The organism is Escherichia sp. KTE96, assembly GCF_000408525.1.
Taxonomy (GTDB): domain Bacteria; phylum Pseudomonadota; class Gammaproteobacteria; order Enterobacterales; family Enterobacteriaceae; genus Escherichia; species Escherichia marmotae.
On the sequence record NZ_KE137149.1, the window covers coordinates 2,925,106 to 2,940,839 of the forward strand.

At 48.3% G+C, this 15,734-nt stretch carries 13 protein-coding genes; 5 read left to right on the forward strand and 8 right to left on the reverse strand.

The annotated features are described in order from the left end of the window. Positions 1 to 12 precede the first annotated feature (12 nt). Positions 13 to 186 carry a YciY family protein gene (locus tag A1WG_RS24780; protein WP_122983112.1) on the reverse strand — a complete coding sequence of 58 codons (174 nt, stop codon included), beginning with the start codon at positions 184 to 186 and terminating at the stop codon, positions 13 to 15. Between the two features lie 142 nt (positions 187 to 328). On the opposite strand from A1WG_RS24780, the gene cls reads away from it, so the two are divergent. Together cls and A1WG_RS00990 are read left to right on the forward strand one after the other, a co-directional pair. Beyond that, entirely contained in the window at positions 329 to 1,789 is a 1,461-nt protein-coding gene (gene cls / locus A1WG_RS00995) for a cardiolipin synthase (RefSeq protein WP_001516505.1), read from the forward strand. 34 nt (positions 1,790 to 1,823) lie between these two features. Then, positions 1,824 to 2,153 (forward strand): HI1450 family dsDNA-mimic protein, encoded by a 330-nt coding sequence (locus A1WG_RS00990; protein ID WP_000366964.1) that lies wholly within the window; start codon positions 1,824 to 1,826, stop codon positions 2,151 to 2,153. Positions 2,154 to 2,203: 50 nt separating this feature from the next. Here the strand turns inward: A1WG_RS00990 and oppF are convergent, their stop codons facing one another. The 6 genes from oppF to ychE form a co-directional block, all read right to left on the reverse strand. Beyond that, positions 2,204 to 3,208 carry a murein tripeptide/oligopeptide ABC transporter ATP-binding protein OppF gene (oppF, locus tag A1WG_RS00985; protein ID WP_000994879.1) on the reverse strand — a complete coding sequence of 335 codons (1,005 nt, stop codon included), beginning with the start codon at positions 3,206 to 3,208 and terminating at the stop codon, positions 2,204 to 2,206. Further along, positions 3,205 to 4,218 carry a murein tripeptide/oligopeptide ABC transporter ATP-binding protein OppD gene (gene oppD, locus A1WG_RS00980; RefSeq protein WP_001516506.1) on the reverse strand — a complete coding sequence of 338 codons (1,014 nt, stop codon included), beginning with the start codon at positions 4,216 to 4,218 and terminating at the stop codon, positions 3,205 to 3,207. Before oppD ends, oppF begins: the two co-directional genes overlap by 4 nt. Before the next feature lie 11 nt (positions 4,219 to 4,229). Continuing rightward, positions 4,230 to 5,138 carry an oligopeptide ABC transporter permease OppC gene (oppC, locus tag A1WG_RS00975; RefSeq protein WP_000979659.1) on the reverse strand — a complete coding sequence of 303 codons (909 nt, stop codon included), beginning with the start codon at positions 5,136 to 5,138 and terminating at the stop codon, positions 4,230 to 4,232. Between the two features lie 14 nt (positions 5,139 to 5,152). Beyond that, positions 5,153 to 6,073, reverse strand: a complete 921-nt coding sequence (oppB, locus tag A1WG_RS00970; protein ID WP_001516507.1) for an oligopeptide ABC transporter permease OppB — start codon at positions 6,071 to 6,073, stop codon at positions 5,153 to 5,155. Between the two features lie 85 nt (positions 6,074 to 6,158). Next, positions 6,159 to 7,790, reverse strand: coding sequence for an oligopeptide ABC transporter substrate-binding protein OppA (oppA, locus tag A1WG_RS00965; RefSeq protein WP_010377652.1), 1,632 nt, complete (start codon positions 7,788 to 7,790; stop codon positions 6,159 to 6,161). 731 nt (positions 7,791 to 8,521) lie between these two features. Continuing rightward, a complete protein-coding gene (gene ychE, locus A1WG_RS00960) occupies positions 8,522 to 9,169 on the reverse strand; it encodes an NAAT family transporter YchE (protein WP_000616766.1) in 648 nt (215 codons plus the stop codon). A gap of 478 nt (positions 9,170 to 9,647) precedes the next feature. Between ychE and adhE the strand changes: the two genes are divergently transcribed. Further along, positions 9,648 to 12,320 (forward strand): bifunctional acetaldehyde-CoA/alcohol dehydrogenase, encoded by a 2,673-nt coding sequence (adhE, locus tag A1WG_RS00955; RefSeq protein ID WP_000301631.1) that lies wholly within the window; start codon positions 9,648 to 9,650, stop codon positions 12,318 to 12,320. A gap of 125 nt (positions 12,321 to 12,445) precedes the next feature. Beyond that, on the forward strand, positions 12,446 to 13,774 hold the full coding sequence (locus A1WG_RS00950; RefSeq protein WP_001516509.1) for an IS4-like element IS4 family transposase: 1,329 nt from the start codon (positions 12,446 to 12,448) through the stop codon (positions 13,772 to 13,774). A 303-nt stretch (positions 13,775 to 14,077) separates the two neighbouring features. On the opposite strand, the gene tdk is transcribed toward A1WG_RS00950, so the two are convergent. Next, the gene (gene tdk / locus A1WG_RS00945) at positions 14,078 to 14,695 is read right to left on the reverse strand and encodes a thymidine kinase (protein WP_000068068.1); all 618 of its coding nucleotides are present in this window, start codon (positions 14,693 to 14,695) and stop codon (positions 14,078 to 14,080) included. Positions 14,696 to 15,294: 599 nt separating this feature from the next. Between tdk and hns the strand changes: the two genes are divergently transcribed. Then, entirely contained in the window at positions 15,295 to 15,708 is a 414-nt protein-coding gene (gene hns / locus A1WG_RS00940; protein ID WP_001287385.1) for a histone-like nucleoid-structuring protein H-NS, read from the forward strand. The last annotated feature ends 26 nt before the right edge of the window (positions 15,709 to 15,734 follow it).

Here is a 15,734-nt window from a genome sequence, read left to right on the forward strand (position 1 = left end):
TGCCCGGCTCATTCAGATATTGTAGATCGCAAACAATAACGAGTTACGCTGTTTGTTTAGAAGGCACTTCCTGATGCTGTGGATACGCATATTTCGGCGCGACTGCCCCTCAAGCCAACGCGATTTCCGTCGGCTAGCCTGACGCTGCATGCGCCAGCGCCCCACTTCCGTTCTACTCCGCTTCATGTTAACTACTCTATGCAATAACAGAGTGGTCATTATACCTCCGCCCCCGACGCTGACCAGTGCTTTTCCGGTGTTTTTATTTGCCAGATGAATCCATATGCGTAAACTCATAACAATGCGCTTTCAAAAGGATTTCTAATCTATGACAACCGTTTATACGTTGGTGAGTTGGTTGGCCATTCTGGGATACTGGTTGCTCATTGCAGGCGTAACATTACGCATTCTAATGAAACGACGCGCCGTTCCCTCCGCTATGGCCTGGCTGTTGGTCATTTACATTCTGCCTCTGGTCGGAATTATTGCCTATCTGGCAGTCGGTGAACTGCATTTAGGCAAGCGCCGCGCCGAACGTGCAAGAGCGATGTGGCCTTCTACGGCTAAATGGCTTAACGATCTTAAAGCCTGTAAACACATTTTCGCGGAAGAAAATAGCAGTGTCGCCGGGCCGTTATTTAAGCTCTGCGAGCGCCGTCAGGGTATCGCGGGCGTTAAAGGTAACCAACTGCAACTGATGACCGAGTCTGATGATGTGATGCAGGCGTTGATCCGTGACATCCAACTGGCTCGCCATAATATTGAGATGGTGTTTTACATCTGGCAGCCCGGCGGCATGGCAGATCAGGTGGCTGAGTCGTTGATGGCCGCAGCCCGCCGCGGTACTCATTGCCGACTGATGCTCGACTCTGCCGGGAGTGTGGCTTTCTTTCGCAGCCCGTGGCCGGAGCTGATGCGTAATGCTGGTATCGAAGTGGTCGAATCCTTAAAGGTTAACCTGATGCGCGTATTTTTACGCCGCATGGATCTGCGCCAGCACCGCAAGATGATCATGATTGATAATTACATTGCCTATACCGGTAGCATGAATATGGTCGATCCACGTTTCTTCAAACAGGATGCGGGAGTAGGACAATGGATTGACCTGATGGCCCGCATGGAAGGTCCTATTGCTACCGCCATGGGGATTATTTATTCCTGCGACTGGGAGATTGAAACCGGAAAACGCATTCTGCCACCGCCGCCTGATGTCAATATTATGCCGTTTGAACAGTCCAGCGGTCATACGATCCATACCATAGCTTCTGGCCCCGGCTTCCCGGAAGACCTGATTCACCAGGCGTTACTCACCGCTGCATATTCAGCACGCGAATATTTAATCATGACGACGCCCTACTTCGTGCCCAGCGATGACTTACTTCACGCGATTTGCACAGCAGCACAGCGCGGAGTTGATGTCAGTATTATTCTGCCGCGTAAAAATGACTCAATGCTGGTAGGCTGGGCCAGCCGCGCATTCTTTACTGAACTGTTGGCCGCTGGGGTTAAAATTTATCAGTTTGAAGGCGGGTTATTACATACCAAGAGCGTGCTGGTCGATGGCGAACTAAGTCTGGTGGGGACTGTGAACCTTGATATGCGCAGCCTGTGGTTAAATTTTGAGATCACGCTGGCGATCGACGATAAAGGTTTTGGTGCTGACCTGGCTGCTGTTCAGGACGATTATATCTCGCGCTCACGTCTGCTTGATGCGCGGCTGTGGGCAAAACGACCGCTCTGGCAGCGCGTTGCCGAGCGACTGTTTTACTTCTTCAGTCCGTTGCTGTAAAACGTCGCCAACAGATGTTAAACGGGTAGTGACTATGGATATGGATTTAAACAATCGCCTGACTGAAGATGAAACGCTTGAGCAGGCTTATGATATTTTTCTCGAACTGGCCGCAGATAATCTCGATCCGGCGGATGTTCTGCTGTTCAATCTTCAGTTTGAAGAACGTGGCGGTGCGGAGTTATTCGACCCGGCAGAAGACTGGCAGGAACATGTTGATTACGATTTGAACCCGGACTTTTTTGCAGAAGTGGTGATTGGTCTGGCGGACAGTGAAGATGGTGAAATTAACGATGTTTTCGCCCGTATCCTGTTATGTCGCGAAAAAGATCACAAACTTTGCCATATCATCTGGCGTGAATAAATATCGCTTTTGGTGTGAAAAAGGGCTGACGGTTGTCAGCCCTTTTGTTTTTAAAGCGGATCGACTTTCAGGCAAGAGACCGCATGTCTGAAACTGCCCTCCAGCACCGGGCGCGTTTTGGCACATTCCGGGCCGGCAATCGGGCAACGTGTGCGGAACACACAACCAGACGGAGGATTGATGGGCGAAGGCAATTCCCCTTCCAGTAACTGGATGGATTTGTTCTTCTCCAGATCCGGATCAGGAATTGGCACCGCCGACATCAAGGCTTTGGTATAAGGATGCAGCGGATTGTGGTAGACCTCATCATACGTCCCCAGCTCCACCGCGTGTCCGAGATACATCACCAGCACGCGATCGGAAATGTGTTTTACCACTGCCAGATCGTGAGCAATAAAAATTAATGACAATCCCATCTCACGTTGCAACTGCTGGAGCAGGTTCACCACCTGTGCCTGAATTGACACGTCCAGCGCCGAAACAGGCTCATCGCAGATAATCAGTTTCGGTTCAAGAATGAGTGCACGTGCAATTCCGATACGCTGGCACTGCCCCCCGGAGAACTCATGCGGATAGCGGTTAATCAGGTTAGGTAGCAAGCCGACTTTCATCATCATCGCCTTCACGCGCTCACGGACTTCCTGGCGTGACATTTTCGGATGATAGGTACGCAGCGGTTCAGCGATGATCTCGCCAATCGTCATACGTGGGTTAAGAGACGCCAGCGGGTCCTGAAAAATCATCTGGATATCACTGCGAACGGCACGCCATTCATCAGGCTTCATCCCTAACAACTCTTTTCCTAACCACGCGACGCGCCCATCGGTCGCTTTAACCAGGCCGATAATAGCGCGGGCAAAGGTGGATTTACCGCAACCGGATTCCCCTACTACGCCTAATGTCTCCCCTTCATAAAGTCGAAGTGTGACTCCATCAACGGCTTTCAGGGTTTTCGCCGGTTGCCAGAACCACTGTTTGCCATCTTTAATCTCAAAGTGAACTTTCAGATCGGCAATTTCCAGGAGAACTTTTCTTTCTTCCGTAACAGCATTCATAACAGTTCCCCCACTGGTTTAAAACAGGCGCGCAGGCGACCTGGCGTGAACTCTTCCAGCGGCGGCGCACTGCTACAAATATCCATCGCATGTGGACAGCGCGGCTGGAACGGGCAACCTTTTGGTAAACGTAGCAGGTTTGGTGGATTTCCCGGTATGGTCAACATAGCTTCACCTTCCGCATCAAGACGCGGCACCGCATTGAGTAAACCGATAGAGTAAGGATGAACGGGCTGATAAAAGACATCGCGCGCGTTGCCGTATTCCATGGTGCGCCCGGCGTACATCACCAATACTTTGTCACAGATCCCCGCCACCACACCCAGATCGTGGGTGATCATAATGATGGCAGTATTGAATTCCCGTTTCAGGTCATTCAATAGCGTCATGATTTGCGCCTGCACAGTCACGTCCAGCGCAGTGGTAGGTTCGTCAGCAATCAGCAATTTAGGCCGACACAACAATGCCATCGCAATCATTACACGCTGACGCATACCGCCAGAAAATTCATGCGGGAACATCTTCATGCGCTTACGCGCTTCCGGCATTTTTACGGCATCAAGCATCCGCACCGACTCTTCAAACGCTTCAGCCTTGCTCATACTCTTATGCAGCATCAGCACTTCCATCAACTGCTCACCGACGCGCATATACGGGTTCAACGAAGTCATCGGGTCCTGAAAAATCATCGAGATTTGTTCAGCGCGCAGTTTATTGAGTTCGCGTTCTGGCAGGTTGAGGATCTCACGGCCATTAAAAGTGGCCGATCCACCAATGTGTCCGTTCGCGGCCAGCAGTCCCATTAAAGCAAACGCGGTTTGCGACTTACCGGAACCAGACTCACCCACGATACCCAACGTTTCTCCGGCACGCAGAGAAAAATTCAAATCATTGACCGCTGTGACGTCGCCGTCCGGGGTACTAAATGTCACTCGCAAATCCTTCACGTTCAGCAGTGCGTTAGCCTGTTGCTGTGCAAGCGGTACGGTTGCAGTTTCAATTACGCTCATGGCTGCACTCCTTAACGATCTTTCGGGTCGAGGGCATCACGCAAGCCATCCCCGATAAAGTTGAAACAAAACAGCGTCACCACAAGGAAACCGGCCGGAAACAGCAGCAACCAGGGCGAGACTTCCATCGAGTTCGCACCATCACTTAGCAATGCGCCCCAACTACTTAACGGCTCTTGCGTACCCAGCCCCAGGAAGCTAAGGAAAGACTCAAAGAGGATCATGCTTGGCACCAGTAGCGATGCGTACACCACCACTACGCCGAGCACGTTCGGCACAATGTGGCGAATCACGATACCGGGCGTAGAGACTCCACCAACTTGTGCTGCCTCAATAAACTCTTTGCGCTTCAGACTAAGGGTTTGCCCACGTACGATACGCGCCATATCCAGCCAGGAAACCATGCCAATCGCCACGAAAATCAGCAGAATGTTTTGGCCAAAGAAGGTCACCAGCAAAATGACGAAGAACATGAATGGGAAGGAATTGAGGATTTCCAGCAAACGCATCATTACCGAGTCCACCTTGCCGCCAAGATAACCGGAAAGCGAACCGTAAAGCGTACCTACGACTACAGCCACCAGCGCCGCAGCGACCCCGACCATGAGTGAGATACGCCCACCAATTGCAACACGTACCAGCAGATCGCGTCCGGATGAGTCAGTACCAAAGTAGTGACCGGACTCCATATCTGGAGCGCTGGACATCATCGCCCAATCGGTATCGTCATAGGCAAATTGCGAAAGCATCGGTGCCAGGATAACAAACAGAGCAATCAGCACCAGTACAATGAGACTGGCGACCGCCGCACGGTTATGCATAAAACGACGGCGTGCGTCCTGCCATAAACTGCGCCCTTCGACCTCCAGCTTTTCACTGAAATTTTCCAGCGTCTCGCTGTTTTTCTTACTTAACATCATCGCGAGCTCCAGTATCAGTAACGGATTTTCGGGTCGATAACCGCATATAGCACATCGACAATGGCATTGAACAAAATGGTTAATGCACCAACCAGAATGGTCAGGCTTAAAACCAATGAATAGTCACGGTTCAACGCGCCATTAACAAACAATTGCCCGATCCCAGGTAAACCATAAATGGTTTCGATGACCATAGAACCGGTAATAATGCCGACAAATGCGGGTCCCATATATGAAAGTACGGGTAACAGCGCAGGTTTTAATGCGTGGCGAAAGATAATTCTGCGCATAGGTAAACCTTTCGCGCGGGCAGTGCGAATAAAGTTGGAGTGTAAAACTTCAATCATTGAACCACGGGTAATACGCGCGATACTGGCGATATAGGCGAGTGACAACGCCACCATCGGTAATATCATGAATTTCAGCGCCCCGCCATTCCATCCGCCGCCGGGTAGCCAATGCAAAATGATCGCGAATATCATGACTAATAATGGCGCAACCACAAAACTGGGGATAACCACCCCGGTCATTGCCAGCCCCATCACGGTATAGTCCCATTTGGTGTTTTGTTTTAATGCGGCAATAACGCCAGCACTCACACCCAGCACCACCGCGAGGAAAAATGCAGCGGCACCCAATTTTGCAGAAACAGGAAAACTGGATGCTACCAGGTCATTGACCGAATAATCTTTATATTTAAAAGACGGACCGAAATCGCCATGCGCCAGTTGTTTCAGGTAGCTGAAATACTGTGTCATGATCGGATCATTAAGATGATATTTCGCTTCGATATTGGCCATCACTTCTGGCGGTAACGTGCGTTCACCAGTAAAAGGACTTCCCGGGGCGAGGCGCATCATAAAGAACGAAATAGTAATAAGAATAAATAGCGTCGGAATCGCTTCCAGACAGCGACGTAGAATAAATTTTAACATTGCCGTACCTTCTGGCCTGTGCCTTCTGTAATGCGATAAAAACCAGACACCGTGGAGCAGGACTCGCCTACCCCACGTATTGCCATTAGTGCTTCACAATGTACATATTTCTGGTGTAGGTGTTATCCAGCGGATCTTTACCGGTATAACCTCCAACCCACGGTTTTACCAGACGCGCGTTCACGTAGTAATAAACCGGAACAATGGCCGAATCTTTATCCAACTGTTGCTCTGCTTTGGTGTACAACGCCGTGCGCTGCGCCTCGTCAGTGGCTTTCAGCGTTTCCGCCATAATACTGTCAAACGCCGGGCTCTTATAATGCGCGGTGTTCATCGAGCTGTTCGACAGCATGGTGTTCAGGAAGGAGGTCGGTTCGTTGTAGTCGGCACACCAACCTGCACGAGCCACATCAAAAGTTCCCTGGTGACGGGTGTCAAGGAAGGTTTTCCATTCCTGGTTAACCAGTTTGACGTTAACACCTATGTTTTTCTTCCACAGCGAAGAGGCGGCAATGGCCAGCTTTTTATGCAGATCGGACGTGTTATATAGCAGGTTAATCGTTAACGGTTTGTCTGCAGTATAACCCGCTTCGGCCAGCAGTTTTTTAGCTTCTTCGTTACGTTTTTCCTGGCTCCAGCCAAACCATTCCGGCTGAGTTAATTTTGCACCATCAGTATAAGGAGGTGTGTAACCATAGGCTGGCATATCGCCCTGTGCTTTAACTTTATTAACAATGATATCGCGGTCCATACCCAGTTTCAGCGCTGTACGCACGCGCACGTCGTTGAATGGCGCTTTCTGGTTATTAATTTCGTAATAGTAGGTACACAGATATGGGTCGACGTGAACTTCGTCCGGGATCTCTTTTTTCAGTTTCTGGAACAGCTCGATCGGCATGTTGTTATAAGTCATATCGATTTCACCGCTGCGATAGCGGTTTACATCGGTAACTTCAGAAGCGATCGGCAAATAAGTCACCTGATTAATAACCGTTTTCGCGTTGTTCCAGTAAGTCGGGCTGCGCTCAAGAACGATACGTTCGTTAACGACCCAATCTTTTAATGTATAGGCACCGTTGGTGACGATATTACCCGGCTGAGTCCATTTTTCGCCAAATTTCTCAATGGCGGCTTTTGGCACCGGAGAAGTAGACGGGTGAACCAACAATTTATAGAAGTACGGAACAGGCTCACTTAATGTAACTTCTAACGTGTGATCATCGATGGCTTTCACGCCGAGATCGGTAATCGGTTTTTTCCCTTCGAGAATTTCATCAATACCGGCAATATGCCCATATTGCAGATAACTTGCATAGGGAGACGCCGTGTTCGGATCAACAGAACGTTGCCAACTATATACAAAGTCTTGCGCAGTGACTGGCGTGCCATCAGACCATTTCGCATCTTTACGCAGATGGAATGTCCAGACTTTAGCGTCTTTATTATCCCAGGATTCAGCAACGCCCGGAGCCGGATGGCCGTCGAGATCGCTGACCAATAAGCCTTCAAACAAGTCGCGGCTGATATTAGACTCCGGAACCCCTTCAATTTTGTGCGGATCTAATGATTGAACTTCAGAACCATTATTGCGCACCAGCGTTTGTTTTTCTGCGAGCTGAACACCCGCGGGCACATCAGCCGCCAACGCGACATTCCCTGCCATAAGCGCAGCCAGAACGCCTGCTGCGACTAAACTTCTCTTGGTGATGTTGGTCATTGTTTTTTGGACTCCCTCATTATAATTACTGGTTTGAACCAGCATGTGTAATCCCGGATTGGGACCCTGGACAGATTCGGAGACTTTCTGCTGCCAGGTTACTTTATCGTTACGCTTTACTATCACCGACTTTGTTTATTCTGGTGATTCGGACGACCACCTTACGTCGATTCTTACTGTGCCTCCCCTGTCGAGACACATTTATTACTGCAGCAATTTTATTGTTAATAATTCCCATTACCAATAAAATTGCCTGATGGTTGGCCGGAAAGTATCAAATGCGCTTCTTGCTCGCCAATACATTTTGCAAAATTGTTAAGCAATTCTCTTTTATTGACCATGACAGTACCTAAACCCCCCATCAAGCTGCCAATAAAATTATTTAAAAACATAAAGATAGAAAATCAGGAAGCAAGACTGTCTTTTCTGGTAACCATTATGATAGAGAAATGCACAATAATTTAACAACAGCTCATTATTTAGCACATTCCTCTACCAAATCCAGTGGAATTACTAATATCATTTCAATTATTCTTCAGCAAGACCCTGAATTATGATGTCGCGAAAATAACATGATGAGGAGGAGCGCGAGGTAAGGATATTCTTATAACTGGCTGTAATATGAGAAAAAATATTTATCTATTTCGTTTGCTTCTGATAACTGCGTTGGGCCAAAGTAAAAATAATGACGAAAAAACGGAGCACTATGACTCCGTTTCGGATGAAAGGAATTAATTGAGCAGGCCAGGGAAAATCCCTTTGATTCCATTAACAATAAATTCAATCCCTAATGCCATCAGTAACAACCCCATAATACGGGTAATCACGTTGATGCCGGTCTGGCGCAGAACCCTTACCAGCCAGGGAGCCATACGGAATAAGCCCCAACAACATAAAGCAAACAACGCGATTGCCACAAAAAAACCGAACAAGTAACCAATGCTGTGATAACGCGTTCCCCAAACGATAGTTGAGCTGATCGCTCCCGGCCCTGCCATCAAAGGCAATGCGAGCGGTACAACGCCGATGCTTTCACGAATTGCGGTTTCTGATTTTTCTTGTTTGTTCTGTTTATCCTCGCCAAGTTTGCCACTGATCATCGACATCGCAATTGTGACCACCAGAATGCCGCCCGCGATACGGAACGAATCAATCGAGATGCCAAAAAGTTGCAGAATCGTGTCGCCAAGAAAAAGCGCAATCCACAAGATGATCGCTACCGACAGGTTGGCGGTCAGATTTGTTTTGTTTCTCGCTGCCGCGGTCTGATAGCTGGTCATACTGATGAAGACAGGGATGATCCCAACAGGGTTAACCAGCGCAAATAACCCGATAAAAAACTTAAAATAAACGGGAAAATCAAAGAGTGTCTGAATCACAGTTAGCTCCGAAGCAAAGGCCGGATAATGTTAGTCATAACCAAGGGTAAAAAATACGCGCTGACAATACGCCTTTTGGCAGCATTTTTCACCTCCTAACTGCTTAAAATCACTATCATTCATTATTGTTATCTAGACGTACAAAACATGCTAATGTAGCCAACAATAAATACTACAATTTATTAACTATTAGCTTTTGTAGCTAAAAGCGGAGCTGAAAGGTGTCAGCTTTGCTGAATTTTGATCTAGATCACGCAATCAGTACCCAGAAGTGAGTAATCTTGCTTACGCCACCTGGAAGTGACGCATTAGAGTTCAATGACTCTAATGTTTAAACTCTTTTAGTAAATCACAGTGAGTGTGAGCACGAGTAAGATTTTGATTTTCAAAGGTTAAGCAAATCATCATCGCACTGACTATACTCTCGTATTCGAGCAGATGATTTACTAAAAAAGTTTAACATTATCAGGAGAGCATTATGGCTGTTACTAATGTCGCTGAACTTAACGCACTCGTAGAGCGTGTAAAAAAAGCCCAGCGTGAATATGCCAGTTTCACTCAAGAGCAAGTTGACAAAATCTTCCGCGCCGCCGCTCTGGCTGCCGCAGATGCTCGAATCCCACTCGCGAAAATGGCCGTTGCTGAATCCGGCATGGGTATTGTTGAAGACAAAGTGATTAAAAACCACTTCGCTTCAGAATATATCTACAACGCGTATAAAGATGAAAAAACCTGCGGTATTCTGTCCGAAGACGACACTTTCGGTACTATCACTATCGCTGAACCAATCGGTATTATTTGCGGTATCGTTCCGACCACTAACCCGACTTCAACCGCTATCTTCAAATCGCTGATCAGCCTGAAGACCCGTAACGCCATCATTTTCTCTCCACACCCGCGTGCAAAAGATGCAACTAACAAAGCTGCTGACATCGTTCTGCAGGCTGCTATCGCTGCTGGTGCGCCGAAAGATCTGATCGGCTGGATCGATCAACCTTCTGTTGAACTCTCCAACGCGTTGATGCACCACCCTGACATTAACCTGATCCTTGCAACCGGTGGTCCAGGTATGGTTAAAGCGGCATACAGCTCCGGTAAACCAGCTATCGGCGTAGGTGCAGGTAACACCCCAGTTGTTATTGATGAAACTGCTGATATCAAACGTGCTGTTGCATCTGTACTGATGTCCAAAACCTTCGACAACGGCGTAATCTGTGCTTCTGAACAATCTGTTGTTGTGGTTGATTCTGTTTATGATGCTGTGCGTGAACGTTTCGCGACCCACGGCGGCTACATGCTGCAGGGCAAAGAACTGAAGGCAGTTCAGGACGTTATCCTGAAAAATGGCGCGCTGAACGCAGCTATCGTTGGTCAACCGGCGTATAAAATTGCTGAACTGGCAGGCTTCTCTGTTCCAGAAAATACTAAGATTCTGATCGGTGAAGTGACTGTTGTTGATGAAAGTGAGCCGTTCGCTCATGAAAAACTGTCCCCGACTCTGGCAATGTACCGTGCGAAAGATTTCGAAGACGCGGTAGATAAGGCAGAGAAACTGGTTGCTATGGGCGGTATCGGACATACCTCTTGCCTGTACACCGACCAGGATAACCAACCGGCACGCGTTTCTTACTTCGGTCAGAAAATGAAAACTGCCCGTATCCTGATCAACACCCCGGCGTCTCAGGGTGGTATCGGTGACCTGTATAACTTCAAACTCGCACCTTCCCTGACTCTGGGTTGTGGTTCCTGGGGTGGTAACTCCATCTCTGAAAACGTTGGTCCGAAACACCTGATCAACAAGAAAACCGTTGCTAAGCGAGCTGAAAACATGTTGTGGCACAAACTTCCGAAATCTATCTACTTCCGCCGTGGCTCCCTGCCAATCGCGCTGGATGAAGTGATTACTGATGGCCACAAACGTGCGCTCATCGTGACTGACCGCTTCCTGTTCAACAACGGCTATGCTGACCAGATCACTTCCGTATTGAAAGCGGCTGGCGTAGAAACTGAAGTCTTCTTCGAAGTTGAAGCAGACCCGACTCTGAGCATCGTACGTAAAGGCGCAGAACTGGCGAACTCCTTCAAACCGGACGTCATTATCGCGCTGGGTGGTGGTTCCCCGATGGACGCTGCGAAGATCATGTGGGTTATGTACGAACACCCGGAAACTCACTTCGAAGAACTGGCGCTGCGTTTTATGGACATCCGTAAACGTATCTACAAGTTCCCGAAAATGGGCGTGAAAGCGAAAATGATCGCAGTCACCACCACTTCCGGTACAGGTTCTGAAGTTACTCCGTTTGCGGTTGTAACTGACGACGCTACTGGTCAGAAATATCCGCTGGCAGACTATGCGCTGACCCCGGATATGGCGATTGTTGACGCCAACCTGGTTATGGATATGCCGAAGTCCCTGTGTGCTTTCGGCGGTCTGGACGCAGTCACTCACGCTATGGAAGCTTATGTTTCTGTACTGGCTTCTGAGTTCTCTGATGGTCAGGCTCTGCAAGCGCTGAAACTGCTGAAAGAATACCTGCCAGCGTCCTACCACGAAGGGGCTAAAAACCCGGTAGCACGCGAGCGTGTTCACAGTGCGGCAACTATCGCAGGTATCGCGTTTGCGAACGCCTTCCTGGGTGTATGTCACTCAATGGCGCACAAACTGGGTTCCCAGTTCCATATTCCGCACGGTCTGGCAAACGCCTTGCTGATTTGTAACGTTATTCGTTACAACGCAAACGACAACCCGACCAAGCAGACTGCATTCAGCCAGTATGACCGTCCGCAAGCACGCCGTCGTTATGCTGAAATTGCAGACCACCTGGGTCTGAGCGCACCGGGCGACCGTACTGCTGCTAAGATCGAGAAACTGCTGGCATGGCTGGAAACGCTGAAAGCAGAACTGGGTATTCCGAAATCTATCCGTGAGGCTGGCGTTCAGGAAGCTGACTTCCTCGCGAACGTAGATAAACTGTCTGAAGATGCATTCGATGACCAGTGCACCGGCGCTAACCCGCGTTATCCGCTGATCTCCGAGCTGAAACAGATTCTGCTGGATACCTACTATGGTCGTGATTATGTAGAAGGTGCACCAGCAGCAAAGGAAGCAGCTCCGGCTAAAGCAGAGAAAAAAGCGAAGAAATCCGCTTAATCAATAACTCTGTATAACAGTATAAACGGTCCCTTTTGGGGTAATGCCGATCAGTTAAGGATCAGTTGACCGATCCAGTGGCTGTGTAAAAATCCGGAAACGCTCACTCGTTTCCGGATTTTTTTATGCACATTGGACAGGCCCTTGATCTGGTATCCCTTTACGATTCTCTGCGTAACCCACTGACTTCTCTGGGGGATTACCTCGACCCCGAACTCATCTCTCGTTGCCTTGCTGAATCAGGTACTGTAACGCTACGCAAGCGCCGTCTTCCCCTCGAAATGATGGTCTGGTGTATTGTTGGCATGGCGCTTGAGCGTAAAGAACCTCTTCACCAGATTGTGAATCGCCTGGACATCATGCTACCGGGCAATCGCCCCTTCGTTGCCCCCAGTGCCGTTATTCAGGCCCGCCAGCGCCTGGGAAGTGAGGCTGTCCGCCGCGTGTTCACGAAAACAGCGCAGCTCTGGCATAACGCCACGCCGCATCCGCACTGGTGCGGCCTGACCCTGCTGGCCATCGATGGTGTGTTCTGGCGCACACCGGATACACCAGAGAACGATGCAGCCTTCCCCCGCCAGACACATGCCGGGAACCCGGCGCTCTACCCGCAGGTCAAAATGGTCTGCCAGATGGAACTGACCAGCCATCTGCTGACGGCTGCAGCTTTCGGCACGATGAAGAACAGCGAAAATGAGCTTGCTGAGCAACTTATAGAACAAACCGGCGATAACACCCTGACGTTAATGGATAAAGGTTATTACTCACTGGGACTGTTAAATGCCTGGAGCCTGGCGGGAGAACACCGCCACTGGATGATCCCTCTCAGAAAGGGAGCGCAATATGAAGAGATCAGAAAACTGGGTAAAGGCGATCATCTGGTGAAGCTGAAAACCAGCCCGCAGGCACGAAAAAAGTGGCCGGGACTGGGAAATGAGGTGACAGCCCGCCTGCTGACCGTGACGCGCAAAGGAAAAGTCTGCCATCTGCTGACGTCGATGACGGACGCCATGCGCTTCCCCGGAGGAGAAATGGCGGATCTGTACAGTCATCGCTGGGAAATCGAACTGGGATACAGGGAGATAAAACAGACGATGCAACTGAGCAGGCTGACGCTGAGAAGTAAAAAGCCGGAGCTTGTGGAGCAAGAGCTGTGGGGTGTCTTACTGGCTTATAATCTGGTGAGATATCAGATGATTAAAATGGCGGAACATCTGAAAGGTTACTGGCCGAATCAACTGAGTTTCTCAGAATCATGCGGAATGGTGATGAGAATGCTGATGACATTGCAGGGCGCTTCACCGGGACGTATACCGGAGCTGATGCGCGATCTTGCAAGTATGGGACAACTAGTGAAATTACCGACAAGAAGGGAAAGGGCCTTCCCGAGAGTGGTAAAGGAGAGGCCCTGGAAATACCCCACAGCCCCGAAAAAGAGCCAGTCAGTTGCTTAACTGACTGGCATTACCCTTTTGGGGCCGTTTTTTGTTTTTGTCATAAACCGATACTATGCAAGATCAAATAACTCAGCAGCGTTAGTATTCTCATATTTATACTGTTATCTAATGTGCGAAAACTGCGATAACCTGTAAACGACTCTACTTCGTAGATGACGAAGCATCGGAGCACTAAAACCGTTTGGTTACACTTTTAGCGATGGTTAAGAGTAGGGAAGGATTTATGACCCGGAAGAAGTTAGTAAAACGAACTGACAGGATAAAGGCGTCCCGTTCATCCTGTCAGTAAAGAAAATCTTATTAATCGTGTTGGTGTTTTTCCTGAATAGCCGTCAGAGAGCCGACTTCTAACGCTTCTTTATAGTGTTTACGGCAAACTGAGACATAACGCTCATTACCACCAATAACCACCTGCTCGCCTTCGTTATAAGGTCTACCCTCCTGATCGAGACGTAACACCATGCTTGCCTTACGGCCACAAAAGCAGATGGTTTTTAATTCGACCAGTTTGTCTGACCATGCCAGTAAGTATTGGCTGCCGGTAAATAATTCACCGCGAAAATCGGTACGTAAACCATAACAAAGTACAGGTATATCGAGTTGATCGACAACCTCCGATAATTCATATACTTGTTGTCTGCTTAAAAACTGGCATTCATCAACCAATACACAATGAATTGCCTGTTGTTCATGCTCCGCACGAATCTCATCAAATAATGATGAATTTTGGTTAAATAATTTTGCAGGTGATGACAAGCCTATACGCGAACTGACTTTCCCAGCTCCGAAACGATCATCAATTTCCGCCGTATATACGACAGTGCGCATACCGCGTTCCTGGTAATTGTATGAAGATTGCAACAATGCCGTAGACTTACCCGCATTCATTGCGGAATAGTAGAAATATAGCTGTGCCATCAGCCACAGACCCTCAATGATATGAAATAAAGTTGGTTGAAGTTTATCATAATTCGCCAGTTTTACAGTGCAACAGTACGCGCAGAAGAGGTATATACGTCATTCTTTTAGAAGGATGGCATAATCCTTCAGAGCTATCATTGCGACTGCTTTGCTTGTTATAACTGCGTAAATGACTCCTGGTAACTATTCACAATCTTTAACTTGTTGCACAAGTAATAACCCCCTGTTGACCTCCAGCATACGGCAATACAAAGTCCCTGCACTTATTGCAACTGTTCTACTTTTCATCATTCGCTTAATAGGGGATTTCGTAAACATGACTAATACCGAAGAGTAAAAGGTGCCAGCACATGTTAATCCCTACATAAAATGTGACATGAATCAGGAAGTTTTAACCTTAGGTGGTGCAAAAGTACCGATGCAAATAGGGCTATATGCCGCGTCTTTTCTGACTAATTTTATGAAAAGATATTTATTGGCGGCACAAAATAAAGAACAATTTTGAATTCCTTACATTCCTGGCTATTGCACAACTGAATTTAAGGCTCTATTATTACCTCAACAAACCACCCCAATATAAGTTTGAGATTACTACAATGAGCGAAGCACTTAAAATTCTGAACAACATCCGTACTCTTCGTGCGCAGGCAAGAGAATGTACACTTGAAACGCTGGAAGAAATGCTGGAAAAATTAGAAGTTGTCGTTAACGAACGTCGCGAAGAAGAAAGTGCGGCTGCTGCTGAAGTTGAAGAGCGCACTCGTAAACTGCAGCAATATCGTGAAATGCTGATCGCTGACGGTATTGACCCGAACGAACTGCTGAATAGCATGGCTGCTGTTAAATCTGGCACCAAAGCTAAACGTGCACAGCGTCCGGCTAAATATAGCTACGTTGACGAGAACGGCGAAACCAAAACCTGGACTGGCCAGGGTCGTACTCCGGCAGTAATCAAAAAAGCAATGGATGAGCAAGGTAAATCCCTCGACGATTTCCTGATCAAGCAATAATCTTTTTTAGATTCAGCTTGCTTAAA